This window comes from Roseovarius salis (genome assembly GCF_044472985.1).
GTDB lineage: Bacteria > Pseudomonadota > Alphaproteobacteria > Rhodobacterales > Rhodobacteraceae > Roseovarius > Roseovarius salis.
Window position 1 is genome coordinate 60,412 of the sequence record NZ_JBISDG010000002.1, and the last position, 23,775, is coordinate 84,186.

A 23,775-nucleotide genomic window follows, 5' to 3' on the forward strand; every position below is an offset into this window, starting at 1 on the left:
CAGGGCAGCATGCTTTTCGGACTAGACGGCGTCGAGATCGGCCTGATCATCGTGTTCATCTGCCTCTTCGGCAGCATCCTTTCGGGCTTTCCGGTGGCCTTTGCCATCGCCGGGGCGGGGTTGTTGTCGTTCGGCATCATCGCCGCGCTGGACAGCGCGGGGCTTCTGATCCACCAGGCGATCGACACCACGAGCGATGCCTACGACGCACTCGTGGCGTCGGGGGTGAAACCACAGACGATATCCATATTCCGATACCCGGATTTGCCACGCATCGCCGAACCGGTGTTCGAGCGCGGCTGGGAGATGGCGCTCGACCGCAATATCAGCTTCATCGTCAACCGCATGAACGAACGGGTCCTGGCGGGGCAGTCCATCGAAACGCTGCTGGCGGTGCTGATGTTCGTCATGATGGGCATCACGCTGGAGCGGTCCAACATCGCCGAGGACCTGCTGACGACCATGGCGCGGGTGTTCGGGCCGCTGCCGGGCGGTCTGGCCGTGTCTGTGGTGGTCGTTGGGGCGTTCCTGGCGGCATCCACGGGTATCGTGGGGGCGACGGTGGTGACGATGGGCCTGCTGAGCCTGCCAACGATGCTGCGCAACAACTACAGCCCCGAGATCGCAACCGGGGTCATCTCGGCCTCGGGCACGTTGGGGCAGATCATCCCGCCCTCGATCGTGATCGTGCTTCTGGGTACGCTGGCGGGCGATCTCTATTCCGCCGCGCAGGAGGACCGGGCGCAGGCCGCAGGCTGTACCGACGCGCTGACCTATCTGGGCGAGCCGGCGGTCGTTTCGGTCGGGACGCTGTTCCAGTCGGCCTTGCTGCCGGGCATCCTGCTGGCGCTGCTTTATGCGGGCTACGCGTTTTCCTACGCGTTGCTGAACCCCTCACGTGCGCCCGCGGTCGAACTGGGCGGCGGCGGTGGCGAGCCGCGCACCCGCGGCGAAACCTTCACGTGGTTCCTTGGCGTGCCGGTGGCGCTGATCGCGGGTCTGCTGCTGTTCGTGCAGATCGGAATCGTGGGATCGCAGAGCCTCGTGGTGGACACCTTTACCGATGCCGGCCAGACCGCCTCTTTGCGGACGAATGTCAGCGAAGAGTGCAAGGAGTCGATGATCGCACTGCACGGGCAAGAGGCCTGGGATGCCGCGGTGGCCGAGCAGGAACGCATCGAGGCGCAGGGCGGCGTGGCCGAGAGCACCCGGCTCAGCGAAGAGGAAATCGCCGAGAAGGTCGCCGAGAAAGAGGCCGCGGCGGCGCCCATAGGCACCGGTGTGGCCGTCATCATGCTGCTCCTCGGGCTCACGCTGGCGCTTGGCCGCGGGATCAAGCCCACGGCCAACCCCGCGCCGCTGCTCATCGGGGCGCTCGGTATCGTGCTGGGGCTCTTGGCGGACATCCTCTTGATCGCCCCCTCCATGAGTTCCGGCCTGACCACGGTGATCCTTGCCATTCCGTACGCCATGGCGCTCTACGGCGCGGCGCATGCGGCGGGCCGTCTGGCCCGCAACGACCTGATCCGGGTGGTTTTCCCGCCGCTGGTGCTTATCGTTGCGGTGCTCGGGTCGATCCTGGGCGGTATCACCAACCCGACCCCTGCGGCGGCACTGGGCGCGGGCGGCGCGATCATGCTGGCCGCCTACCGCAAGCTCAGGGAAAACAACGAGAGCGGCAGCGTCATCATCTGGGCGACGCTGGCCGTCATCCTGTCGATCCTGATCGGGATAAACTTCGATCTGCGCATCAACCAGGAGGATGTCGGTTTCGAAAGCTGGGTGGCGTTTCTCGTGGCCTATGCCTCGTACCTGTTCGCCGCCTTCGGCTTGCTCTATTCCTGCTACGTCCTCTTCCGCAAGGGCGTGCTGACCCCCGTTGTGCGCGAGACCGCCAAGGTCACCTCGATGGTGTTCACCATCCTGATCGGCTCGCAGCTGCTTAACCTCGTGGTCATCTCGTTCGGGGGCGAGCATTACATCCAGCAGTTCCTGCGCAGCTTCGACAACGAGTTCACGGTTTTCCTGCTGGTGATGCTGGTGCTGTTCATCCTGGGCTTCGTGCTCGATTTCCTGGAGATCATCTACATCGTCATCCCGATCGTGGGGCCGGTGATCTATGGTGGCACCTTCGACCCGAAATGGGTGACGATCATGATTGCCGTGAACCTGCAGACGAGCTTCCTCACGCCGCCCTTCGGTTTCGCGCTGTTCTATCTGCGCGGCGTGGCACCCAAGGAGGTGACGACGGGCCACATCTACCGCGGCGTGGCGCCCTTCGTCCTGATCCAGGTGGCGGGGCTCGCGATCCTGTGGTTTTTCCCGGACATCGTGACCATCGTGCCGCAGCTGATCGGGAACTGAACGGATCCCGGCCGCCGCGGAAGCATGAGCTTTCCGGCGGCCGGGCGGGGCCGCAGCGCCGGGCGTTCGGCCCCTGCAGGCTCAGATCAGCCTGAACCGGCCCGGGGCGCGGCGGTGCGTTCGGCCATCGCGGTGCGCCCCGCCCGATAGCAGGTTCATGGCCCTTTCGCTGCGCAAGCCGCGGCCGAGCTGCATGTAGTGGTCGGTATCGATCGATCCGTCGGGGCGGTATCTGATGCGCGGGGTCTCGGTCATCTCGGTTCTCCTGTCTCCGGTGTCTTTGCGCATCAAAGCACGGACGGGCGCGGTCGGCTTGAAGAGGTTCTTCGGAAAAGCTTTCGCTTTTCTTGCGGTTTGCTTGCCATTCCGCGGAATGGGGTTGCATCCGCGTCGCGCGGGCGCGTTACTTGGACCATGATCCACCGTTTCGCGGATTGCCAGATCGACACGGACCGCCGTGAACTCACCCGCGGCGGTGAGAGTGTGCATGTCGAGCCGCAGGTCTTTGAAATCCTGCTGCAACTCGTCCGTGCGCGCGGGAACGTGGTGAGCCGGGACAGGCTGATCGAAACGGTCTGGTCGGGGCTCAACGTGTCTGAGGCCACGGTCAGCGCGCGGATCAGCGCGGCGCGCCGGTCCGTGGGTGACGACGGGCGCCGCCAGCGGATCATCCGCACGGTGCCCAAACACGGCTTTCAGCTCAACGTGCCGGTCACGGGTGGGCAGGTCGCGCACGGCGCCGCGGCGGGGCAGGCCATGCCGCCGATCCGCTTCGCGCGATCCGCCGACGGCGCGTTCATCGCCCATGCCTGTCACGGGGCGGGCCCGCCGCTTGTCCGGGCGGGCCACTGGCTGTCGCATCTCGAGCTAGACTGGGGAAAGCCCGGTATGGCGGCCGATGCTCGACCGGCTTGGGCAGGCTTTCACGCTCTACCGATATGACCAGCGCGGCACGGGCTTGTCCACGCGGGACGTTGGCAACCTGACGCTTGATGCGTTTGCCGACGACCTGCGCGCGGTGGCCGATGCGAACGGGCTGGACCGCTTTGCGATATTCGCGGTGTCGCAGGCCGTGCCGGTGGCCATCCGGTTTGCCGCGCTGCATCCCGAACGGGTGAGCCGCATGGTGCTCTACGGCGGTTACGCGGTGGGGCGCGTGCACCGGCAGGTGGGCGGTGGCGAGGTTGACGAGGAGACCATTCTGGGCCTGATCCGCGCCGGCTGGGGCCGGGAGAAGGGCGCCTTTCTCAACGCCTTCACGTCCCTTTTCATGCCCGATGCGACGCCGCAGCAGGTCGAGAGCTTCGTGAACATCCAGCAGCAGTCGATCACGCCGGAAAAGGCGGCCATCCTGCGGCAGGCGGTCGACCGGCTGGTGGTGACGGAGGATCTGCCGAAGGTTCGCGCGCCGGTGCTGGTGGTGCACGCGCGTGACGACGCGATACATCCCATCTCGCAAGGGCGGTTGCTGGCGTCGTCACTGCCCGGCGCAGAGTTCATGACGTTGGAGTCACGCAACCACGCCATGCTCCCGGAGGAAGAGAGCTGGGTCCGTCTCATGCAGGCGGTGACGCGCTTCCTGCAACCGGAGCGCGGGGCGTGATCAGCCCGTTTCGCGGCGCATGGGGCGGCCGTCGGGCAGCGATATGTTGGCGACCTGCTCGGCGATCGGGTCGTTCGACAGCGGGTGCCGCTTGCAATCGAACTCGGCCGGGTCGCGCATTTTCTGCCACTCGCCGCTGGAATAGACCTCCAGCCCCGAAAAGGCGGCCTTGTATCCCATCTTGGGGCTGCCCGGTACCCAGTATCCGAGATAGACATAGGGCAACCCGGCGTCGCGCGCGACATCGACGTGGTCGAGGATGACATAGGTGCCCAGCGACTGCCGCGGCAGGGCGGGATCGTAAAACGAGTAAACCATGCTGAGCCCGTCATCCAGCACGTCGGTGAGGCAGACCGCCACCAGCTCGCCGCTTTCGGAATCGGTGTATTCCACCACGCGGGTGCGGATCGGCGTTTCCTCGATCATCGCGGCGAACTCGAAGGCGTCCATGTCCGCCATGCCGCCGTCGGCGTGGCGATCCTCGAGATAGGTGCGGAAAAGCTCGTACTGTTCTTCCGTGGCCCAGGCCGATGTGGCGCGCCGGTCAAGATGCCGGTTTCGGCGCAGCGTGCGTTTCTGGCTCTTGGAGGGGGTGAAATCGGCCACGTTGATGCGCGCGGACAGGCACGCCGCGCAATCCGCGCAGGACGGGCGGTAGAGCACGTTCTGGGATCGGCGGAAACCCTGTTTCGACAGGCTGTCATTGAGTTTCTGCGCCTGGTCGCCCTGAAGCGCGGTGAACAGCTTGCGCTCCATCCGGCCCTCGAGGTACGGGCAAGGCTGCGGCGCTGTGACGTAGAATTGCGGCGCAACGGGAAGCGTGTGGCGCATGGCGTCTCTTTTCAGCTCTTTCCTGCAGGAACGATAGCAACGAACCCCGCCCCCGCCAAGGGCCAAAGCAGGGTTGGATTTCAGTCGGTTGCGCGACGGTTCAGCGCAACGGTCCCGAGCAGGTGGTCGGTCAGCCCCTGGGCCCGCGGCGTGGTCAGCATCAGCACGACCGAGATGATCTGCAAGACGAATATCGCGCAGGAGATGGTGAAGCCAAGGGTGTGAAGGAAGGCCATCTGCAGATCAAAGCGCCGGCCCGTGATCGTGCGGAACTCGATCGCCACGAGCCACATTCCCCATGTTGCCGAGCCGCGCGCGATCGTCACCACGCGATAGGCAAAGCCCACGAGCAGAAGCAGCGCCGGGAAAAAGAAGATCCCGGCAAAAGCGGTGAACGGCAGGATCGCCAGGCACATCAGCGCCACCACAAGCGTGTCCACCACCCAGGCGACCAGACGCTTGGCCGGCACGTTGGCGAAGAATTCCGGTTGCGTGACGGGATCGGGGATATGCCAGCTGAAATCGCTCATCGTCGTGGTCCAGTAGCATGAATGTTCCGGCCCGGAAATGCCCGGGCCGGACGATCCGGCGTATCAGGCGCGCGTGCTGTCATGTTCCGCGCCGTCCTCCGGGGATGGCGTGGCGGATGCACGGGCGCGCTCTTCCATGAACTGGTCGAACTCGGCCTTGTCGCGGGCCTCGCGCAGCCTTTGCAGGAAGGACTCGAAGTTTTCCTGCTCGCGTTCAAGCCGGTCCAGCGTCTCTGCCTTGTAGGCATCGAAGGCGGAATTGCCGGTCGTGCGCGTCATGTGCAGGCGGCCCTGCCCGCGGCTGTGATGCTTGGACGAACAAACCATTTTCTTGCTCCATATCATGTAGGCGAGAAGGGCGAGGCCGAGCGGCCAGAACAGGACGAAGCCGAGGACCATGGCGGCGATCCAGGCGCCCTTGCCCTTGTCATCCAGCCAATGTTCGGCCCGGGCCAGCCAGCCCGTGACGGCGGGTCGGGTGGAATAGGCGGCGGTGTTCATGTCGCGATGTCCTTTCATCGGTGGGTTTTGACGGTCGGAACTCAATGTGAAAAGTATTCACATAGATGCACATCGGTATTCACCCGTCCCGCCGCAAGAGGGTATGTGAATAATTTTTACATTTCTTGGCGGATGTCTGCGTTCAAACGGTGAAATACCCCTCGACCGCGCCGGAAAGGCGCAGCAGGTCCGCGGGCGTGATCGGGAAGACATGACGCGGCGTGCCTGCCGCGGCCCAGACCGTTTCGAAATCGTGCAGCCGCGGATCGAAAAAGGCGCGCGGCGGGGTGAGGTGGCCCACCGGTGCGACCCCGCCGATGACGAAGCCGGTCTGCGCGCGTATGAGGGCGGCATCGGCCTTTCCAAGTGGCTCGCCGGCCAGCGTGCCGGCCTTGGCCTCGTCCACGCGGTTGCCGCCGGCGGTAATGAACAGGATGGCGGCACCGCTGTCAGCGCCCCGGAAAATGATCGATTTCGCAATCTGGTCCGTCGTACATCCCACCAGCCCGGCGGCCATCTCAGCGGTATTGGCCTGCCCGATCTCGACGGGCGCGCTATCGATCCCGCCATCATGCAGCGCACGGACAACGCGCTTGACGCTCTTGGACATGGCTGTGCGTCCTCCCCTCGTCGATTGCGCGGAGTGTTCCATCCCCGCCCGCCATTGACCAGCCCCCGGTGCGCTGTATCACTGGCGACATGAGTTTCGTTTCCCGAATGACACGCTGCCCGCGCCCCTTTGACCCGCTGGCGGGACAGGAGGCGCGCGCGCTGTTTCCCGGCATGGCGCCGCAATTGGCGGAGCTGGTGGAGGGCGCGGCCGGCTGTAGCCCGTATATCAGGACGCTGTGCGAGGCCGAGTCCGCGTGGTTGCCCGACGCGCTGGACAGGCCCGAGGCCGCGCTGGACACCGTGCTGTCCGAGCTCGCGGATCTGTCGCCAGATGCCGTTCCCGCGGCGCTGCGTCGGGGCAAGCGGCGGGTCGCGCTGTTGGTGGCGTTGGCCGACCTCGCCGGCGTCTGGCCGCTCGAAGAGGTGACGGGGGCGCTGACCGGCTTTGCGGATCGCGCGGTGGACGTGGCACTGCAAGAGGCGCTTGCGCGGGAAATCCGGCGCGGCAGGCTGCCCGGCGCGGGGCAGTCCGACACCGCGCATGGCGCGGGGATGGTGGTTTTCGCCATGGGCAAGATGGGGGCTGGGGAACTGAACTACAGCTCCGACATCGACCTTGTCTGCCTGTTCGACGAAACCCGTTTCCGGGAAGAGGACATGCAAGAGGCGCGCGCCGGATTTGTCCGTGCCACGCGCCGGATGGCGGCGACGCTGAGCGACCGCACCGGGGATGGATACGTCTTTCGCACCGATCTGCGCCTGCGTCCCGATCCCTCGGTCACGCCGGTCTGCATGGCCATGGCGGCGGCGGAAACCTATTACGAAAGCCTCGGCCGGACATGGGAGCGCGCGGCCTACATCAAGGCGCGGCCCTGCGCGGGTGACATCGCCGCAGGCGAGCGGTTCCTGGACACGCTCAGGCCCTTCGTGTGGCGGCGGCACCTCGATTACGCGGCGATCGAGGACGCCCACAACATGCGGCTGAGGATCCGTGCGCACAAGGGGCTCGGCGGCCGGCTGGCGCTGCCGGGGCACGACATGAAACTCGGCCGCGGGGGTATCCGCGAGATCGAGTTCTTCACACAGACGCGGCAGCTCATCTCCGGCGGGCGCGATCCCGACTTGCGTGTGCGTGGAACGGTGGAGGGGCTGGCGCGGCTGGCCGGCAAAGGCTGGGTGCCTCAGGACGCGGCGGAAATGCTGACCGCGCATTACCGGTTTCATCGCGAGGTCGAGCACCGCCTGCAGATGCTGCGCGACGCGCAAACCCATGCGCTGCCGACCAGCGAGGAGGAGTTCGAGCGGCTCGCCGCGTTCATGGACCGTGACCGTGCCGAGCTGGAGGAGGAGCTTCGCCATCGCCTGACGGAGGTTCACGAGACGATCGAAAGTTTCTTTTCCCCCGAGGACGGGGGCGGCGGCGCCACCGAACCAGACGCTGACCTCGACCCCGATATCATCGCGCGCTGGCCCAGCTACCCGGCCCTCAGGTCGAGCCGCGCCGTCGAGATATTCAATCGCCTGCGGCCGGACATCTTGTCGAAGCTGGCCCGATCGGTCGATCCCAACGAGGCCTTGCTGGCCTTCGACGGTTTCCTGGCCGGGCTGCCGGCGGGTGTGCAGCTTTTCTCGTTGTTCGAGGCGAATCCGCAGCTTGTCGACCTTCTGGTGGATATCGCCGGCACCTCGCCCGCCTTGGCCGCGCACCTGTCGCGCAATGCCGGCGTTTTCGACGCGGTGATCGCGGGGGATTTCTTTGCCCCGTGGCCTGGGCGCGCCTCGCTGGAGGCGGCGCTGGCCGACAGGATGTCGCGTGAAGACGATTACGAACGCAAGCTCGACGCCGCCCGCCGCTGGTGCAAGGAATGGCATTTCCGCATCGGCGTGCATCATCTGCGCGGCCTGATCGGTGCCGATGATGCCGGGGCGCAGTATGCCGACCTTGCCGCGGCGGTGCTGGGGGCGCTCTGGCCGGAGGTGATCGCGCAGTTCGCGCGCAAGCACGGCACGCCGCCGGGGCGCGGGGCGGTGGTGCTGGGCATGGGGTCGCTCGGCGCCGGCAAGCTCAACGCCACGTCTGATCTGGACCTCATCGTGCTGTATGACGCCGACGGCGCGGAAAGCTCCAATGGGCGCCGTCCCCTGGGGGTGCGGGCCTACTACGCGCGCCTGACGCAGGCGCTGATCACGGCGCTGACCGCGCCCATGGCCGAGGGCCGGCTCTACGAGGTGGACATGCGTTTGCGCCCTTCCGGGAATCAGGGGCCTGTGGCCACGGGGTGGGCGGCGTTCCGCAATTACCAGCGCGAGGAGGCGTGGGTTTGGGAGCACCTTGCGCTGACGCGGGCGCGGGCGATCGCGGGCCCCGAGGCCCTTGCACGGGATTTCGAATCTTTCCGCACGGACTTGCTGAGCGAAAAGGGCGGACGCCAAAGGGTGCTGGCCGGGGTGGCGGACATGCGCCGGCGCATCGCGGCGGCCAAGCGCCCGGATGGGCCGTGGGACCCCAAGATCGGGCGCGGCCGCCTGCAGGAGATCGAACTCGTCGCGCAGGCCGGCAGCCTCATGGCCGCCGAACCCGGGCGCAGCGTTGGCGAGGGGCTCGGCGCGTCTGTCGCAATTGGCTGGCTGGATGACGCGGACAGGGCGGCGCTTGACCGCGCTTACGGGCTTTGCTGGGCCGTGTTGCAGGCGGCGCGTCTGCTTGGGCAGAAACCGCTTGAGCCGGACAGGCTGGGCGAGGGGGCGGTGTCCTTCCTGCTTAGGGAAACCGGCGCCGACACGCTGGAGGACGCCGAGAGCGCGCTTTCCGCGGCGACGGGTGCCGCGGCCGAGGTGATCGACACGGCGCTTGCGCCGTATCTGGAGGATGGGCATGACGAGGGAGCGTGATCCGCTGGACCCCAAGGGGCTGATCCGGGAATCCTACCGCATAGACGGCATCAGCGAGGGTGAATGCCGATCAATCTTTCTTGACTGGGCGCTGTCTCTGCCGGACGGGCGGGACAGCCGCGCGGCGATAAATACGCTTCTGTCCCGTCACGCGGACGCCGCGCCGGACCACCCGATGACGCGGGTTCTGCGCGAAGGGCGCGAGACCGCGGACCGCCCGCGCCGTCGCGGAGGATGGCGCTCGCGCGGGCGGGGCGGTTAGCGGGACCGCGCGGCGCGGTTACCGAGAGCCCGCGCAAGAGAAAAAGATTTCCCTTCCGAAGAAATCGCCGGCGGCGGGGCGCGCGGGCAGGGCGTGGGCGAATTCTCATCAAAGAGCAAATGTTGCCGAAAATCCGCCAAAATTCAACGCCATGCCTGACCTGACGAAGGGCAGACCCGCGGTCAACATCATCAATCGAAACGCAAGCGGGCAATACAGGAGGCGAGACATGAACACGCTCAAGCTGATCACCGCGCTGACCGCCGGGCTGGCGCTGACCGCTTGCGGGCAGGCACCGCTCGAGACGGCCTCGCGGAACGCGCCCGCCCCGTTGCCGTCCGACGCCGCGGGGACACTGACGCAGGAGGCCCGGTCGCAGGCCGAGACGGCCAGCTATGACGTGGTGGATGTGCGGGTAACCGTCCCGCGGACACTCGAAGTGTCGGAGGCCAACCGGTTCTACCCCGGCGGGGATATCGTCTGGCGCGAGGACCCCCCGGGGGACCGGCATGCGCAGGTCAGGAAGATCGTGGAGGACGCGATGCGCAAAGGCGCGCGCGCGTCCGGGGCCGGGGACGTTCCGGTTGTGCTTGACGTCGAGGTGACGCGCTTCCACGCGCTGACGGAAAAGGCGCGCTACACCGTCGGCGGGGTTCATGCCCTGCAATTCAACATGCAGCTGCGCGACGCCGAAACAGGCGCGCCGCTCGGCGAGCCGCATTTCGTCAAGGCCGACTTCAAGGCGCTCGGCGGGCAGGCGGCCGTGCGCGCCGAACAGGCGGGTCTGACCCAGAAGAAGCGCATTACCGACCATCTGGCCAACGTGATCCGCACCGAACTGACCAGCCCCGGCGGCTACCGTGCCGCCAATCTGGGCCTGATGGGTGCGCTCAACCAACTCTGAGCTTTCCCGCCCGGAGCAAACGGCTTAAGGGGACGGCATGACGCCGCCCCCTTTGCCCGTCATCCGGCTGAAGCCCAAGGCCAACGCCCGTGCGATCCGTCACGGCGCGCCATGGGTCTATGACAACGAGATGGTCACCGACCGCCGCACGAAGAAGCTGGCCCCGGGCAGCATTGCCGTGCTTCAGGATGCCGGGCGCGAGCCGCTGGCGCTGGTGGCGGTCAACCCCGGCTCGCGCATCATGGCGCGGGTGTTGGAGCGTGACGTTCAGGCGCATATCGGTACGGACTGGCTGCGCGCCCGTCTCGCGGCCGCGCTGGAGCTGCGCCAGCGGCTTTACGACCGCCCGTTCTACCGGCTCGTCCATGCCGAGGGCGACGGCCTGCCGGGCGTGGTGATCGATCGTTTCGGCGCCACCGCCGTGATCCAGCCGAACGCGGCATGGGCCGAGACAATGTTGCCGAAGCTCGTGCAGGCGCTGCAGGAGGTCACCGGCGTCACCACCGTTCTCAAGAACGCGACCGGCCGCGCGCGTGCCCTCGAAGGGCTGGACGATGCCAACGTTACCCTCGCGGGCACTGCGCCGGCGGCGCCGGTCGAGGTCGCGATGAACGGTGCGACCTATCTTGCCGACCTGACGAGCGGGCAGAAAACCGGGCTCTACTACGATCAACGCCCCAACCACGGCTTTGCGGCGCGGCTCTCAAGGGGCGCGCGCGTGCTTGACATGTTCTCGCATGTCGGCGGGTTTTCTCTCGCCGCGCTGGCCTGCGGGGCGGAGCATGCGCTGGCCGTGGACGGCTCGGCCCCGGCGCTGGAGCTGGCGCTGTCCGGCGCGGCGCGGACGGGCGCGGCCAGCCGGTTCGAAACCCGCAAGGGCGACGCTTTCGATGTTCTGGCTGCGCTGGAAGCGGAGGGTGCGCGCTTCGACGTCGTTGTTTGCGATCCCCCGGCCTTTGCACCGTCGCGACAGGCGCTGGAGCCCGGGCTGCGCGCCTATGAACGGGTGGCGCGGCTGGCGGCGCCCCTCGTGGCCGAGGGTGGCGTGCTGGGGCTTTGCTCCTGTTCGCACGCGGCCGATCTGGGCCGGTTCCGCGCTGCGTGCGTGCGCGGGATCGGACGGGCAGGGCGGGCGGGGTCGCTGATCCATACCGGCTTTGCAGGCCCCGACCATCCCCAGCACCCGCACCTGGCCGAAACGGCCTATCTCAAGGCGCTTTTTTTCCGGTTATGAGGGCCTTGCTCGACACCTGCGTGATTTATCCCACGGTGATGCGTCAGATGCTTCTGGGCGTGGCGGCGCGCGGGGCCTTCACGCCGCTATGGTCGGCCCGGATCATCGCCGAGTGGCAAAGGGCTGCGCAAAAGCTGGGGCCGGAAGGCGCGGCGCAGGCCCGGGCGGATGCGGTTTGGCTGGAGCGGGACTGGCCAGACGCCGAGGTGGGCTGGCCGCCCGCGCTGGAGCGGCGCCTGTGGCTGCCCGACCCGTCGGATATCCACGTGCTGGCCGCGGCAGTGTCGGGATCGGCCGACGTGATCGTGACGCTCAACGCGGGCGATTTCCCCCGCGGTGTGCTGGCCGAGGAGGGGCTGTCGCGTGCCGATCCCGATGCCTTGCTGCTTGGGATATGGCAGTCGCGGCCGGACATGGTGCGCGAGGTGGCGGAAAACGTGCTGGCCGAGGCCGATCGCCTGTCCGGCCGGTCCTGGAAGATGCGCGCCCTGCTCAAGAAGGCGCGCCTGCCGCGGCTGGCCAAGGCTCTGGCCGGGCCTGGCGCCGACCGGTAGCTGCCGGATGGGGCCGCAATGCCGCCTGAGGGGCGCCAGCCCTTGGGGCGCAGGCCTTTCGGGCCTTGCTGTTGTTTCTCTTCGGGTAACCCGACCCCGGACCATGGGGCAGCAGGGCGTGGCATCGTGTCGGCGTGCCGGTCGTGCGCTCAGCTCTCCGGGATCGCCCCCCACTTGCGCTCCAGTTTCTCGATCGCGGCGATGCGTTCCGCGGTCTTGGGGTGACTCATCAGCCATGCCGGCATGGCGCCCGCGCGTGACTGCGTGAGTTCCTCAAGCTTGGCGAATAGCGATTTCTGGGCGCCTGTCCCGATCCCCGCCTTGGTCAGCAGCGCGGCGGCGTATTCGTCGGCCTCGTACTCGTCACCGCGCGACAGCCGGGCCGCCAGCAGCGTGGTCAGACCGTTGGCGATCCAGACCCCGATGCCGGGCAGGAAGCGGCTGAGGATCATCGCGAGCGCCGTCCGCAGGGCATTCTGACCCGAGAAATCGATCATGCGCCGCCTTGCATGGCCAAGCGCCACATGCCCAAGCTCGTGCGCGATGACGCTGGCCATCTCCTCGGCCGAGATCTCGCCCTGCTGGAACTTGCGATAGAAACCGCGGGTGATGAAGATCCGTCCGTCCGGGGCGGCCAGACCGTTGACCGGGTCGATCTCGTATATGTGCACCTTGATCCGGGGCAGGTCGAGCGCGCCGGCCATGCGGTCGGTCAGTTTCTTGAGACGGGGGTCGGCCAGCTCGGTCGAACGCTGGTCGAGCTCCCGCTTGGTGCGCCACACCGAGAAGCGGTACATGCCAAGGGCATAGAGGATCGCCAGCAGTATCGGGGTGAACTTGAGCATGATGCGAATATGGGGCGGCGCGTGGCACGGGGCAAGCTGCGTCTTGCAGGAATGCCCCGCGCCACCGGGACGGGCGGCGCCGGCACCGGCTAGCGCACCAGCAACTCCAGCGGTTGTCGCGAGAGCCTTTCCACGCCCGTTTCCGTCACGAGGACGGTATGGCCCGGGCACATGGCAAGGCCAGCCTCGTGATCCATCAGGATCATGTGCAGGAAGAACACTTGCCCGGCCTGCATGACCTGCGGGTTGCCCTCGTAGAACATGGGAAAATCCACCCATATGGGCGTGAACGCCGCCCCCATCCCGTAGCCGCAGGCCTGCATCCGGGCATGTGACAGGCCATGCGCGTCGAACACGCGGGCATGGGCGTCGAAAACCTCGCCCATCGGCCGTCCGGGGCGGATCGCGGCCTCGCAGGCCTCCAGCGCCTCGGTCGCCGCGGCATGCATGCGGCGCTGCGCGTCGCTTGGTCGGCCGATGATCACGGTGCGCATCATCGCCGCGTGGTAACGCGCGTAGGCGCCCGCCCATTCCAGCGTCATCTGGTCCTGCGCGTCCAGATGACGCCGGCCGGAGTGATAGCGGCACAGCAGCGCCTGCGGACCCGAGCCGAGGATGAACTCGTTGCCCGCGTAATCGCCGCCCCCGCGCAGCACCGCGCCCTGCATGGCCGCGAGGATTTCGCCCTCGAACGCGCCGGCGCGTGTCTCGGCCAGCCCCGCATCGAGCGCGTCGTCGGCCAACGCGGCGGCGCGGCGGTGCATGGCGATCTCGGGCGCGCTCTTGACCCGGCGCAGGGCGGCGACGAGATCGGAGCGATCCTCGATGCCCGGCAGGGCGGCACGCAGGCGCCGGCCGTTGTGATCGGTCAGGCCGGCGGTGCGCGATTCGTAGCCCAGCCTGCCCCGGGCGACGCCGAGTTCAGACAGCAGGTTGCGCAGGTGGTCTGCGGGGTCGGACCCCTCGTATTCGGGCCATACATGCACCTGATCCTCCCGCAACGTCGAGGTCAGCAGCGCCTGCAGGCGGTCGGGTTTACGGGTGAGCAGGTGCAGCTCTCCGCGCGCCGTCAGCACCAGCGCCTGGAACATGGCGAAACCGAAGGTGTCATGCCCGCACAGCCAGTACTGGCTTTCGGGGGCGAACATCACGAAGGCGTCCAGCCCGGCCTGATGCACCGCGCGCGCCGCGCGATCCTGGCGCGCGGCGTATTCTTCGGCATCGAAATGGAATGGCATGGGTATCTCCGGGTCCGTTTGCGGAACTGGAAACCGGATCATGGATGCGGGCAAGCATTTCCTTGGCCGCGCCCGCCGCGGTCTTGCGCGAAATCAATGCCGCAATGTGGCCACGGGGTAGTCTGCATCCCATGGCAGCGGGAAGGACGGCATGAAGCTTCTGGTTGGCTACGCCACGAGCGAGGGGCAGACGCGCAGGATCGCGCGGCACGTTGCCGACCGGCTTGCCGGCGGCGGCAACGTGGTGGAACTGCTGAACCTGTCGGAGGCAGAGGATATCGAGCTGGACCGGTTCGACCGGGTGATTATCGCGGCCTCTCTCCACGTCGGTCATTACCAGCGCTGCGTGTCGGAATTCGCGGCCGCCCGCGCGGAGACGCTGAACCGGATGCCCACGCTGTTCCTGTCAGTGTCGCTGGCGGCGGCGGGTCACGAGGCCGACGACTGGAAGGCCCTCGACCGTATCCTTGCGGAGTTCACGGAGGCCACCGGCTGGACGCCGGGCCGCGTGGCACAGGTGGCCGGAGCCTATGCGCCGTCGCGCTACGATGTTTTCCGCCGCTTCATCATGCGCCGAATCATCGCCGCCAAGGATCCCGGCGCCGACCCCGATGCCGATCACGAGTACACCGACTGGGCGGCGCTCGATGCGGCGCTGGACGACTGGCTCGGGACATGAGGCTACGGGCGGCCGCTGTCGCGTGACGGGCAGGGGTGATCGACAGGCAGGGGGATCACCCAGAGCAGCTCGCCCCGCCGAGCACGCAGAACTTGGCGCAATGGGGGTGGTTGAGGGCCACGTCGCGCTCGGCCTCTTCCAGCGTTTCGCCCATCTCGAACGCCGGATCGTAGGGGATGAGCGTGCAGGACAGCACCGTGGGCCGCGCCGCGCCCTTGCGCTTGACCACCATGCGCGAGGAGGCGCACATAACGTCGCCCGGCGACTTTCCGAGTATGTCCCAGCAGGCCGTCGTGATCTCGGGGACTTCGGCCGTGTCGTCCATCTCGGGGAACAGGACGGTCTCGTCCGGCGCGTCGGCGTCGATGTCGAAGCCGTGCGCGGCATAAAGCTGGCGGTAGCCCTCGCGTGCATCAGCATCGGATTCGCCCCAGACGGTCCGGCCCGCAACGGTCATCCTGATCGCGTTGTCGCGCAGCCAGCACATCCCCGACAGCGTCTTGGCAAAGGCGCCGTCACCGCGTTCGGCGTCGTGCAGGCGTTCGGACCAGTGATCGACCGAGATGCGCAGCGTCAGCTTGTCGCCGAATTCCCTGCGAAGTGCGGCCAGCTCGGCCCGCACCCGGGGGCGCATCATCGGGCGCATGGCATTGGTCAGGATCAGCACCTCGAACCCCCGTTCCAGCGCCGCGCGGGCCATGGCGCACATCTGGGGGTTCATGAAGGGCTCGCCGCCGGTAAAGCCGATCTCGCGCACGGGCCAGCCGCGCGCCGCCACCTGGTCGAGGAAATCGCACACCTCCGCGCTGGTGATATAGACCAGCGCATCGTTGGTTGGGGAGCTGAGGATATAGCAGTTGCTGCACTCGATGTTGCACAGCGTGCCGGTGTTGAACCACAAGGTTTGCGGCGCCTCCAGCGCCACGCGCGCCCGGGGCTGGCCATCGGCGGTGACGTCGGGGTTGTTGAACTTGCCGCTGTTGGCCGGGGACTCTGGGGTGTCCTTCATGGTACCTTCCGGAAATTCCTTTGCCTGCCGGGGGTAACGCGTCATCCCTTGCAAGAAAAGTCCGCCACGGGCTGGTGACGGCTTTGTGATGGCGGCATACTGTGCGCGCCGGACCGACGGTCGCGGGACGGCGAAAGAGGAGGGGTAATGGTTTCGCGTGTCATTCCGGTCGAGCCGTTCGACCTCGTGATCTTCGGCGGGACGGGTGATCTGGCGCGGCGCAAGATCCTGCCGGCGCTCTACCGGCGCTACTGCGCGGGGCAGATCGCGGGGGATGTCCGTATCACCGGCGCGGCCCGCGCCGAAATGGACGACACCGCCTACCGCGATTTTGCCCGCCGCGCCATCGCGCAGGCTGATCCCGGGGCCGCGCAGGACAGCGGCGCGCTGGAGGCGTTCCTGGAGCGTGTCGACTACGTGGTGGTCGATGCCACCGGGGATACCGGGTGGGAAAAGCTGTCCGGCGCCAGCCGGCCCGGCCGGATCCGTGCCTATTACTTTTCCGTCGCGCCCGGGCTCTTCGGTCCACTGGCCGAACGGCTGCACGAACATGGGCTGGCCGACGATACCGCGCGCATCGTGGTGGAGAAGCCCTTCGGCCGGGACCTTTCGAGCGCCAAGACCCTGAACCGCGTGCTTGCCACGCAGTTCACGGAGTCGCAAATCTACCGGATCGACCATTACCTGGGCAAGGAAACGGTGCAGAACCTGATGGCCATCCGGTTCGGCAACATGCTGTTCGAACCGCTTTGGAACAGCCAGTACGTGGACCATATCCAGATCACCGTGGCCGAGGAGGGCGGCGTCGAGGGGCGGGGCGATTACTATGACCGCGCGGGCGCGATGCGCGACATGGTGCAGAACCACCTGATGCAGCTGTTTTGCCTGATCGCCATGGAACCCCCGGCGAAATTCAACCCCGACGCGGTGCGCGACGAGAAGCTCAAGGTGATCCGCGCACTGGACCCGGTGGGGCCCGACGACGTGGTGCGCGGACAGTACGAGGGCACGGCCGACCAGCCAGGATATCTCAACGAGGTGGGAAACCGTGACAGCACGACCGAGAGCTTCGTGGCGCTGCGCGCGGAGATCAGCAACTGGCGGTGGGCCGGCACGCCCTTTTACCTGCGGACGGGCAAGCGGCTGAGGGAGCGGACCAGCGAGATCGCCATCGTGTTCAAGGATGCGCCCCATTCGATCTTCGGCGAAAAGGCGGGGCGGCACCGCAACATCCTGACCATCCGGCTGCAGCCCAACGAGGGGATCGAGCTTGGCGTCACGATCAAGGAGCCGGGCCCGGGGGGCATGCGGCTGATCGACGTGCCGCTGGACATGACCTTCGCCGAGGCTCTCGGGCCGGAAGAAGCGGATTTTCCCGACGCCTATGAACGGCTTATCATGGACGTTATACGTGGCAACCAGACCTTGTTCATGCGCGGGGACGAGGTCGAGGCCGCATGGGCGTGGACCGATGCGGTCATCGCCGGTTGGGAGGAGCGCGGCGACTCCCCCCTGCCATACGCGGCGGGCAGTTCCGGCCCGGAGGACGCGCTGATGCTGATGCACCGCGACGGGCGGCGCTGGCGGGAGATCAAGGCATGAACTTCATCGACTACGCCGATTCCGACCTCATGGCGGTTCACCTTGCCAACACCCTTGCCGGCGAGCTGACGGCGGCGCTGGAACACAAGGAGCGTGCGCTTTTCGTGGTGCCGGGGGGCACCACGCCGGGCATGGTCTTCGACAGCCTGTGCGACGCGGATCTCGACTGGTCGCGCGTCGATGTCCTGCTCAGCGACGAACGCTGGCTGCCCGAGGTGCATGTGCGTTCCAACACGCGGCTGGTGCGCGAGCGGTTGCTGACGGGGCGTGCCGCGCGGGCGCGCTTCCTGCCGCTCTATGCCGGTCCGGAACCGCCCGAGCAGGTGCTTGCCGAACTGGAATCCAACATCGCGCCCGCATTGCCGATCGATGTCTGCCTGTTGGGCATGGGCACGGACATGCATACCGCCTCGCTCTTTCCCGGGGCGGACAATCTCGAGGCGGCGCTTGATCCGCAGGCGCCGGTGCTCATGCCCATGCGCGCAGCGGAGGCCCCGGAGCCCCGGATCACGCTGACGGCGCGCGTGCTGGCCGGGGCGCTTGCACTGCATGTCGTCATCACCGGCGCGGCGAAACGCGCGGCGCTTGAACGGGCCCGGTCGCTGGAACCGGCGACAGCGCCCGTGGCGGCGGTGCTGGACGAGGCGACAGTGCACTGGGCGCCATGAGCCGGCGGTGGGCATGGCCGCCCGATTTCCAAAGAACCTGACGCGATTCGAAAGGGCGATCCATGTGGGATGATCTCAGAACGCTGACCGGCGCGCGCATCGCCGAGCTGCTGGATGACGAGGGGCGTGCAGAGGCGTTCTCGGTGAGCTTCGACGGGATGCTTTTCGACTATGCAAAGACGTCCATGACCGCCGCGGCGCGGTCGCGTCTGCTGGACCTGGCGGCGGCGCGCGGGGTCGCGGCCCGGCGGGACGCCATGTTCGCGGGTGATCCCGTCAATGAAACCGAGGGGCGGGCGGTGCTGCACACCGCGTTGCGCAACCTGTCCGGCGGGCCGGTCGAGGTGGATGGTCAAGATGTCATGCCACAGGTGCGCGAGACGCTTGCCCGGATGGAAACGTTCGCGGCCGACGTGCGCGCGGGCCGGTTCCGTGGCGCCGGCGGTCCGATCACGGACGTGATCAACATCGGTATTGGCGGGTCCCATCTGGGCCCCGAGATGGGAACGCGGGCACTGGCACCTTACCATGACGGTCCGCGTTGCCACTTCGTATCCAACGTGGACGGGGCCGACATCGCAGATACTTTGCGCGGCCTGGACCCTGCCACGACACTGGTGATCGTGGCGTCCAAGACCTTTACCACCATCGAGACGATGACCAACGCCGCCACGGCGCGCGAGTGGATGGCCGCCTCGGTGGCGGAGCCCGCGGCACAGTTCGCCGCCGTCTCGACCGCGCGGGACCGGACGGCGGAGTTCGGCATCGCGCCGGAGCGGGTGTTCGGGTTCGCCGATTGGGTCGGCGGGCGCTATTCGATGTGGGGGCCGATCGGACTGCCCTTGATGATTGCCATCGGCGCGGCGGATTTCCGCGCCTTCCTGCAGGGGGCGGAGGCGATGGACGGCCATTTCCGCAACGCGCCGCTGGACGAAAACATGCCCGTCATGCTGGCACTTGCGGGGATCTGGCACCACCAGGTATGCGGCCACCCAAGCCGCGCGGTTCTGCCCTATGACCAGAGACTGGCGCGGCTGCCTGCCTATCTCCAGCAACTGGAAATGGAGAGCAACGGCAAGCGCGTGACCATGGCCGGCGCGGTGCTGGAGGGGCCCGCCGGGCCCGTCGTCTGGGGCGAGCCGGGCACGAACGGCCAGCATGCCTTCTACCAGCTGATCCACCAGGGTACGCAGGTCGTGCCTTGCGAGTTCATGGTGGCGGCAAGGGGGCACGAGCCCCGGCTTGCCCATCACCACCGTTTGCTGGTGGCCAATTGCCTGGCGCAGTCAGAGGCGCTGATGCGGGGGCGCACCATGGACGAGGCGCGCGCCCTGATGGCGCAGGAGGGGCACGAGGGCGATGAGCTCGAGCGTCAGGCGGCACACCGTGTCTTTCCCGGCAACCGCCCGTCGACGACGCTGGTCTATGACCGGCTCACACCCCGGCGGCTGGGACAGGTTCTGGCGCTGTACGAACACCGCGTTTTCGTGGAGGGGGTCATGCTCGGCATAAATTCCTTCGACCAGTGGGGGGTGGAACTCGGCAAGGAACTGGCCAAGGAAATCGCGCCGTTGCTCAGCGATCCGGCGGATGCGGCGGCACGCGACAGCTCAACCCGGCAGCTTCTGGGCTACGTCCGCGAGGTGGCCGAAGAGTGAAAGGCCCGGAATGCCGATCGCATTCCGGGCCGCGGATTCGGTGGCCGCACTCGTTACCACGCGACACCATGCACAAGCGTGCACGCATACCATGGCGCACCGAACCCGGTATGCCGGGGAAAAGGGCAAACCCCGGCATGTCCGGCACGAGACAGAAGGGGATACGCCCTGCGCTGCTCTGTCCGCAGGGGCGCCTCGCGCCGTGTTCCGGCCCGCGGCCATGCCGGGACCACGCGAAGGTATCGCCGGCGTGAAACAAGGCTGCGGGCCGTGCAGAACGTGGCATGGCCCTATTTGGGCACGAGCACGCCATTGACCACGTGGATGACGCCGTTCGACTGGTCCACGTCGGAAATGGTGATGCGCGCCGCATTGCCGGATTCGTCGTAGATGTAGAGCTCTCCGCCCTTGATCTGCGCCGAGAGCGCATCGCCTGAAACGGCCTCGAAATGGTAGAAATTGTCGGGGCTGTTCATGGCCTGGCTGCGGATCTGCGCGGCGGTCCAGTCGCCCGCGACGACGTGGGCGGTCAGCACCTTTTGCAGCATCTCCTTGTTCTCGGGCTTGAGCAAGGTGTCGACGGTGCCGGCGGGCAGCTTGCCAAAGGCCGCGTTTGTGGGGGCGAACACCGTGAACGGCCCCTCGGCGTTGAGCGTGTCCACCAGCCCCGCGGCCTTGACCGCGGCAACCAGCGCCGTGTGGGCCTCGGAATTGACGGCGTTCTCGACGATGGTCCTGTCGGCGTACATGGGGGCGCCGCCCACCATGGGGTTGGCCGCCGGCGCCGCCGTGGCCATCAGTGTCGCGGCCGCCGTCGCGGCGAGTGTCGTTTTGAAACGCATGATTGTTATCTCCGTTTGCTTCGCTGGCCCCGCTTTTGCGGGACGACACCGGAACTCACGCGCCGTGGCGCGAAAAGTTTCAAACGGATGCGCGATTTTCCATGGCCGGCGTTCAGACCGCGTCTGGAATGTCGAAGCCGGCCGGTGCCAGCGTGAAGCCCTTGAAGCGGAAGCCGGGCGAGACGGTGCACCCCACGAGCGTGAAGTGGCCTGTGCACTCGGCGCGCTGCCAGTGATGCGGGGGCACGATCAGCTGGGGGCGTTGCCCGGTGGCCAGACCGCGGCCCAGCAGATGCCGCGACGCCGGGCCGGTGTCGGTTTGCGAGATGCGCAGCACCAGCGGATCACCCGCGTAGAAGTGCCAGATCTCGGCTGCATCCACCCGGTGCCACCGGTTGTCCTCGCCGCCTTGCAGCAGGAAATAGATACACGTCCCCGAGGGGCGCCCATCGTTCCCGGCCACCCACGTTTCACGGTAATGCCCGCCCTCCGGATGGGGGACAAGGCCGAGCGTGTCGATGATGTCCTGCGCGGTCATGGGCGCAGCCTAGCCCCGCACGCCACGGATGGAAAGGCGCCCATGCGCGCGCCACGAAGGGCCGGGCGCGTCACCGCAATATGGACTTTCCCGAGTAAACCGCCGTGTCGCCCAGCCATTCCTCGATGCGGATGAGCTGGTTGTACTTTGCCAGCCGGTCGGACCGGGCGAGGCTGCCGGTCTTGATCTGCCCGCAATTGGTGGCAACGGCGAGGTCGGCGATGGTGGCATCCTCCGTCTCGCCCGACCGGTGGGACATGACGTTGGTCATGCCGGCGCGGTGCGCCATGTCGACCGCCTGAAGCGTTTCCGTCAGGGTGCCGATCTGGTTGACCTTGACCAGCATGGAATTGGCCGCCCCCTTGGCGATGCCCTCGGCCAGCCGGTCCGGATTGGTCACGAAAAGGTCGTCGCCAACGAGCTGCACGCGCTCGCCGAGGGCCTCGGTCAGGGCTTGCCAGCCCTCCCAGTCATCCTCGGCGCAACCATCCTCGATGGAGATGATGGGGTAATCGGCCACCAGTTTCCCCAGATAGGCGACGTTCTCTTCCGAGGTGAGCGACGCGCCCTCGCCGGTCATGGCGTAGCGGCCATCGCGGTAATATTCGGTCGCGGCGCAGTCGAGGGCGAGGTGGATCTCCTCGCCCGGCTTGTAGCCGGCCTTGTCGATCGCCTTCAGGATCATGTCCAGTGCCTCCCGGGTGGAGGCGAGCTCGGGCGCGAAGCCGCCCTCGTCGCCAATGCCGGTGGACAGCCCCGCCGCAGACAGCTCCTTCTTGAGGGTGTGGAACACCTCCGCCCCCATGCGTACCGCCTCTCGGATCGAGGAGGCGGCGACGGGCATGATCATGAATTCCTGGATGTCGATCGGGTTGTCGGCGTGTTCGCCCCCGTTGAGGATGTTCATCATCGGCACGGGCAGGGTGCGCGCCGAGGTGCCGCCAACATAGCGGTAGAGGGGCTGGGTGGTGAAATCGGCCGCCGCCTTTGCGCAGGCCAGGGACACGCCGAGGATTGCGTTCGCGCCCAGCCGGCCCTTGTTGGCCGTGCCGTCCAGCTCGATCATCGCGCGGTCGATCGATACCTGCTCGGTGGCGTCGAGCCCCGTGAGGAGATCGGCTATTTCGCCGTTCACGGCCGCGGCCGCCTCCAGCACGCCCTTTCCGAGATAGCGACCCGTGTCTCCGTCACGCTTTTCCACGGCCTCGTGCGCGCCGGTGGAGGCACCCGAGGGGACCGCGGCACGCCCCATCGTGCCGTCCTCCAGGATCACGTCAACCTCGATCGTGGGATTGCCGCGGCTGTCGAGAATTTCGCGGGCGTGAATGTCGATGATCGTGCTCATTTGGCTCCCTCGGAAGGCTGAAATCGGTTGGCCGTCCCTTAGCAGCTTGCCGGTGGAATGCAAATGCAGCGCCGCGCCTCATCCGGCGATGCGGCGCGCCCGCCGTGCCAGCCGGTGTTCGCGCAGGAAGGTGTAAAGGCCGGTGCCGATCACCAGTGCCGCGCCAAGCAGCGTCAGCGGATCGGGACGCTCGCCAAAGACGAGCACCCCGACCAGCAGGGAGAACAGAAGACGCGTGTAGCGGAAAGGCGTCACCGCCCCGGCGTCACCGATGCGCATGGCCTGAACGATCGCGTAATACGCCAGCGCGCCGAAGACGATCGCAACCAGCAGCATGGCGACCTCGTCCCATGACATGCTGACGGGCGCGGTCCCGGAGACCAGCAGCATCGCCGCCCCGGCCGGGATCACGGCGGCAAAACCCTGGAAGGAAACGACGGTCGAGGACACGGCAACGTCGATCCGGCGGGTCACAAGGTCGCGCGTGGCCACGGCGCAGACCGAGATCAGCACGAAAAGCGCGTCCGGCTCGAACCCCGACAACCCGGGGCGGATGATCATGAGAACCCCCACGAGCCCGAGCGCGATGGCGCTCCAGCGTCGCCACCCGACCGCTTCTCCCAGGAACAGCGCGGCCCCCATGGTGATGACCAGTGGCGTGGCCTGGAACACGGCGGCAACGACCGAAATGTCCACCAGGGACAGCGCCGTGACAAAGGCCATGGCCGCGGTCGCCTCGGCGATGGCGCGCACCAAGAAGATGGGCCGCCACGCCGCCCGTGCCAGCACCGATTGTCCGCGAATTGCCGACATCACCGCGAAGATCATCGCGCTGCTGAAGCCGATGAGGACCAGGATCTGGCCCACGGGCACCGCCTGCGACAGGTGCTTGATCACCATGTCCTCGACGGTGAACCCGGCCATCGCTGCGATGACCAGCATGATGCCCTGTATGTTCTGCATGGGCCGGGCCTCTTGCGGGGATGATCTGGATGGTTCCCGCAATGGCGCATTTCCCGGCGGCACTCAAGCCGGGCGCGGGTTTTTCGTGCAAAATGCTCGCC

The 23,775-nt window shown here is 67.2% G+C and carries 24 protein-coding genes; 12 read left to right on the forward strand and 12 right to left on the reverse strand.

What is annotated here, in order from left to right:
- Positions 1–9: 9 nt before the first annotated feature.
- Complete coding sequence (locus tag ACH13J_RS01055; RefSeq protein ID WP_397541449.1) at positions 10–2,364, forward strand: TRAP transporter large permease subunit; 2,355 nt, start codon at positions 10–12, stop codon at positions 2,362–2,364.
- 81 nt (positions 2,365–2,445) lie between these two features.
- Here ACH13J_RS01055 and ACH13J_RS01060 read toward each other — a convergent pair whose 3' ends face one another.
- Positions 2,446–2,619, reverse strand: a complete 174-nt coding sequence (locus ACH13J_RS01060) for a hypothetical protein (RefSeq protein ID WP_397541450.1) — start codon at positions 2,617–2,619, stop codon at positions 2,446–2,448.
- Between the two features lie 159 nt (positions 2,620–2,778).
- Between ACH13J_RS01060 and ACH13J_RS01065 the strand changes: the two genes are divergently transcribed.
- Both ACH13J_RS01065 and ACH13J_RS01070 read left to right on the forward strand, forming a co-directional pair.
- On the forward strand, positions 2,779–3,306 hold the full coding sequence (locus ACH13J_RS01065; RefSeq protein ID WP_397541451.1) for a winged helix-turn-helix domain-containing protein: 528 nt from the start codon (positions 2,779–2,781) through the stop codon (positions 3,304–3,306).
- Positions 3,263–3,967: an alpha/beta fold hydrolase gene (locus tag ACH13J_RS01070; protein ID WP_397541452.1), complete on the forward strand. Its 705-nt coding sequence runs from the start codon at positions 3,263–3,265 to the stop codon at positions 3,965–3,967. The genes ACH13J_RS01065 and ACH13J_RS01070 overlap by 44 nt, the downstream gene beginning before the upstream one ends.
- Here the strand turns inward: ACH13J_RS01070 and ACH13J_RS01075 are convergent, their stop codons facing one another.
- The 4 genes from ACH13J_RS01075 to ACH13J_RS01090 all read right to left on the reverse strand — a co-directional run bounded on the left by ACH13J_RS01075 (position 3,968) and on the right by ACH13J_RS01090 (position 6,439).
- Positions 3,968–4,798 (reverse strand): arginyltransferase, encoded by an 831-nt coding sequence (locus tag ACH13J_RS01075; protein ID WP_397541453.1) that lies wholly within the window; start codon positions 4,796–4,798, stop codon positions 3,968–3,970.
- 80 nt (positions 4,799–4,878) lie between these two features.
- On the reverse strand, positions 4,879–5,328 hold the full coding sequence (locus tag ACH13J_RS01080) for an RDD family protein (RefSeq protein WP_397541454.1): 450 nt from the start codon (positions 5,326–5,328) through the stop codon (positions 4,879–4,881).
- 63 nt (positions 5,329–5,391) lie between these two features.
- Positions 5,392–5,829, reverse strand: a complete 438-nt coding sequence (locus tag ACH13J_RS01085; RefSeq protein ID WP_397541455.1) for a DUF2852 domain-containing protein — start codon at positions 5,827–5,829, stop codon at positions 5,392–5,394.
- A gap of 142 nt (positions 5,830–5,971) precedes the next feature.
- Positions 5,972–6,439 (reverse strand): YbaK/EbsC family protein, encoded by a 468-nt coding sequence (locus ACH13J_RS01090; protein WP_397541456.1) that lies wholly within the window; start codon positions 6,437–6,439, stop codon positions 5,972–5,974.
- Positions 6,440–6,528: 89 nt separating this feature from the next.
- On the opposite strand from ACH13J_RS01090, the gene ACH13J_RS01095 reads away from it, so the two are divergent.
- The 5 genes from ACH13J_RS01095 (at position 6,529) to ACH13J_RS01115 (ending at position 12,287) form a co-directional block, all read left to right on the forward strand.
- Positions 6,529–9,333, forward strand: a complete 2,805-nt coding sequence (locus ACH13J_RS01095; protein ID WP_397541457.1) for a [protein-PII] uridylyltransferase family protein — start codon at positions 6,529–6,531, stop codon at positions 9,331–9,333.
- Positions 9,317–9,595, forward strand: a complete 279-nt coding sequence (locus tag ACH13J_RS01100; RefSeq protein ID WP_397541458.1) for a hypothetical protein — start codon at positions 9,317–9,319, stop codon at positions 9,593–9,595. The genes ACH13J_RS01095 and ACH13J_RS01100 overlap by 17 nt, the downstream gene beginning before the upstream one ends.
- Positions 9,596–9,824: 229 nt before the next feature.
- On the forward strand, positions 9,825–10,499 hold the full coding sequence (locus tag ACH13J_RS01105) for a DUF6778 family protein (RefSeq protein ID WP_397541459.1): 675 nt from the start codon (positions 9,825–9,827) through the stop codon (positions 10,497–10,499).
- Between the two features lie 37 nt (positions 10,500–10,536).
- Entirely contained in the window at positions 10,537–11,733 is a 1,197-nt protein-coding gene (locus ACH13J_RS01110) for an RSP_2647 family RNA methyltransferase (protein WP_397541460.1), read from the forward strand.
- The gene (locus ACH13J_RS01115) at positions 11,730–12,287 is read left to right on the forward strand and encodes an RSP_2648 family PIN domain-containing protein (RefSeq protein ID WP_397541461.1); all 558 of its coding nucleotides are present in this window, start codon (positions 11,730–11,732) and stop codon (positions 12,285–12,287) included. The genes ACH13J_RS01110 and ACH13J_RS01115 overlap by 4 nt, the downstream gene beginning before the upstream one ends.
- Before the next feature lie 149 nt (positions 12,288–12,436).
- On the opposite strand, the gene ACH13J_RS01120 is transcribed toward ACH13J_RS01115, so the two are convergent.
- The gene (locus ACH13J_RS01120; protein WP_397541462.1) at positions 12,437–13,132 is read right to left on the reverse strand and encodes a M48 family metallopeptidase; all 696 of its coding nucleotides are present in this window, start codon (positions 13,130–13,132) and stop codon (positions 12,437–12,439) included.
- A gap of 89 nt (positions 13,133–13,221) precedes the next feature.
- Complete coding sequence (locus ACH13J_RS01125; RefSeq protein WP_397541463.1) at positions 13,222–14,370, reverse strand: M24 family metallopeptidase; 1,149 nt, start codon at positions 14,368–14,370, stop codon at positions 13,222–13,224.
- A 151-nt stretch (positions 14,371–14,521) separates the two neighbouring features.
- On the opposite strand from ACH13J_RS01125, the gene ACH13J_RS01130 reads away from it, so the two are divergent.
- The gene (locus ACH13J_RS01130; protein WP_397541464.1) at positions 14,522–15,049 is read left to right on the forward strand and encodes a flavodoxin domain-containing protein; all 528 of its coding nucleotides are present in this window, start codon (positions 14,522–14,524) and stop codon (positions 15,047–15,049) included.
- Between the two features lie 55 nt (positions 15,050–15,104).
- Here ACH13J_RS01130 and ACH13J_RS01135 read toward each other — a convergent pair whose 3' ends face one another.
- The gene (locus tag ACH13J_RS01135; RefSeq protein WP_397541465.1) at positions 15,105–16,058 is read right to left on the reverse strand and encodes a radical SAM protein; all 954 of its coding nucleotides are present in this window, start codon (positions 16,056–16,058) and stop codon (positions 15,105–15,107) included.
- A gap of 147 nt (positions 16,059–16,205) precedes the next feature.
- Here ACH13J_RS01135 and zwf point away from each other — a divergent pair, with 147 nt between their 5' ends.
- The 3 genes from zwf (at position 16,206) to pgi (ending at position 19,986) form a co-directional block, all read left to right on the forward strand.
- Positions 16,206–17,660: a glucose-6-phosphate dehydrogenase gene (gene zwf / locus ACH13J_RS01140; protein ID WP_397541466.1), complete on the forward strand. Its 1,455-nt coding sequence runs from the start codon at positions 16,206–16,208 to the stop codon at positions 17,658–17,660.
- The gene (pgl, locus tag ACH13J_RS01145; RefSeq protein WP_397541467.1) at positions 17,657–18,328 is read left to right on the forward strand and encodes a 6-phosphogluconolactonase; all 672 of its coding nucleotides are present in this window, start codon (positions 17,657–17,659) and stop codon (positions 18,326–18,328) included. The genes zwf and pgl overlap by 4 nt, the downstream gene beginning before the upstream one ends.
- 62 nt (positions 18,329–18,390) lie before the next feature.
- Positions 18,391–19,986 (forward strand): glucose-6-phosphate isomerase, encoded by a 1,596-nt coding sequence (gene pgi, locus ACH13J_RS01150; protein WP_397541468.1) that lies wholly within the window; start codon positions 18,391–18,393, stop codon positions 19,984–19,986.
- 290 nt (positions 19,987–20,276) lie between these two features.
- Here pgi and ACH13J_RS01155 read toward each other — a convergent pair whose 3' ends face one another.
- The 4 genes from ACH13J_RS01155 to ACH13J_RS01170 all read right to left on the reverse strand — a co-directional run bounded on the left by ACH13J_RS01155 (position 20,277) and on the right by ACH13J_RS01170 (position 23,674).
- Entirely contained in the window at positions 20,277–20,828 is a 552-nt protein-coding gene (locus tag ACH13J_RS01155; protein WP_397541469.1) for a fasciclin domain-containing protein, read from the reverse strand.
- 112 nt (positions 20,829–20,940) lie between these two features.
- The gene (locus tag ACH13J_RS01160) at positions 20,941–21,366 is read right to left on the reverse strand and encodes a cupin domain-containing protein (protein ID WP_397541470.1); all 426 of its coding nucleotides are present in this window, start codon (positions 21,364–21,366) and stop codon (positions 20,941–20,943) included.
- 70 nt (positions 21,367–21,436) lie between these two features.
- On the reverse strand, positions 21,437–22,711 hold the full coding sequence (gene eno / locus ACH13J_RS01165; RefSeq protein WP_397541471.1) for a phosphopyruvate hydratase: 1,275 nt from the start codon (positions 22,709–22,711) through the stop codon (positions 21,437–21,439).
- A 78-nt stretch (positions 22,712–22,789) separates the two neighbouring features.
- Positions 22,790–23,674, reverse strand: a complete 885-nt coding sequence (locus tag ACH13J_RS01170; protein ID WP_397541472.1) for an EamA family transporter — start codon at positions 23,672–23,674, stop codon at positions 22,790–22,792.
- Positions 23,675–23,775: the final 101 nt, after the last annotated feature.

Excerpts from the sequence above, each read along its gene's own strand:
- eno (WP_397541471.1), bottom strand. The coding sequence starts at position 22,711 with ATGAGCACGATCATCGACATTCACGCCCGCGAAATTCTCGACAGCCGC.
- ACH13J_RS01125 (WP_397541463.1), bottom strand. The coding sequence starts at position 14,370 with ATGCCATTCCATTTCGATGCCGAAGAATACGCCGCGCGCCAGGATCGC.
- ACH13J_RS01110 (WP_397541460.1), top strand. The coding sequence starts at position 10,537 with ATGACGCCGCCCCCTTTGCCCGTCATCCGGCTGAAGCCCAAGGCCAAC.
- ACH13J_RS01155 (WP_397541469.1), bottom strand. The coding sequence starts at position 20,828 with ATGCGTTTCAAAACGACACTCGCCGCGACGGCGGCCGCGACACTGATG.
- ACH13J_RS01065 (WP_397541451.1), top strand. The coding sequence starts at position 2,779 with ATGATCCACCGTTTCGCGGATTGCCAGATCGACACGGACCGCCGTGAA.
- zwf (WP_397541466.1), top strand. The coding sequence starts at position 16,206 with ATGGTTTCGCGTGTCATTCCGGTCGAGCCGTTCGACCTCGTGATCTTC.
- ACH13J_RS01070 (WP_397541452.1), top strand. The coding sequence starts at position 3,263 with ATGCTCGACCGGCTTGGGCAGGCTTTCACGCTCTACCGATATGACCAG.
- ACH13J_RS01055 (WP_397541449.1), top strand. The coding sequence starts at position 10 with ATGCTTTTCGGACTAGACGGCGTCGAGATCGGCCTGATCATCGTGTTC.
- ACH13J_RS01120 (WP_397541462.1), bottom strand. The coding sequence starts at position 13,132 with ATGCTCAAGTTCACCCCGATACTGCTGGCGATCCTCTATGCCCTTGGC.
- pgi (WP_397541468.1), top strand. The coding sequence starts at position 18,391 with ATGTGGGATGATCTCAGAACGCTGACCGGCGCGCGCATCGCCGAGCTG.
- ACH13J_RS01085 (WP_397541455.1), bottom strand. The coding sequence starts at position 5,829 with ATGAACACCGCCGCCTATTCCACCCGACCCGCCGTCACGGGCTGGCTG.
- ACH13J_RS01095 (WP_397541457.1), top strand. The coding sequence starts at position 6,529 with ATGAGTTTCGTTTCCCGAATGACACGCTGCCCGCGCCCCTTTGACCCG.
- ACH13J_RS01130 (WP_397541464.1), top strand. The coding sequence starts at position 14,522 with ATGAAGCTTCTGGTTGGCTACGCCACGAGCGAGGGGCAGACGCGCAGG.
- pgl (WP_397541467.1), top strand. The coding sequence starts at position 17,657 with ATGAACTTCATCGACTACGCCGATTCCGACCTCATGGCGGTTCACCTT.
- ACH13J_RS01105 (WP_397541459.1), top strand. The coding sequence starts at position 9,825 with ATGAACACGCTCAAGCTGATCACCGCGCTGACCGCCGGGCTGGCGCTG.
- ACH13J_RS01060 (WP_397541450.1), bottom strand. The coding sequence starts at position 2,619 with ATGACCGAGACCCCGCGCATCAGATACCGCCCCGACGGATCGATCGAT.
- ACH13J_RS01135 (WP_397541465.1), bottom strand. The coding sequence starts at position 16,058 with ATGAAGGACACCCCAGAGTCCCCGGCCAACAGCGGCAAGTTCAACAAC.
- ACH13J_RS01170 (WP_397541472.1), bottom strand. The coding sequence starts at position 23,674 with ATGCAGAACATACAGGGCATCATGCTGGTCATCGCAGCGATGGCCGGG.
- ACH13J_RS01075 (WP_397541453.1), bottom strand. The coding sequence starts at position 4,798 with ATGCGCCACACGCTTCCCGTTGCGCCGCAATTCTACGTCACAGCGCCG.
- ACH13J_RS01160 (WP_397541470.1), bottom strand. The coding sequence starts at position 21,366 with ATGACCGCGCAGGACATCATCGACACGCTCGGCCTTGTCCCCCATCCG.
- ACH13J_RS01115 (WP_397541461.1), top strand. The coding sequence starts at position 11,730 with ATGAGGGCCTTGCTCGACACCTGCGTGATTTATCCCACGGTGATGCGT.
- ACH13J_RS01090 (WP_397541456.1), bottom strand. The coding sequence starts at position 6,439 with ATGTCCAAGAGCGTCAAGCGCGTTGTCCGTGCGCTGCATGATGGCGGG.
- ACH13J_RS01100 (WP_397541458.1), top strand. The coding sequence starts at position 9,317 with ATGACGAGGGAGCGTGATCCGCTGGACCCCAAGGGGCTGATCCGGGAA.
- ACH13J_RS01080 (WP_397541454.1), bottom strand. The coding sequence starts at position 5,328 with ATGAGCGATTTCAGCTGGCATATCCCCGATCCCGTCACGCAACCGGAA.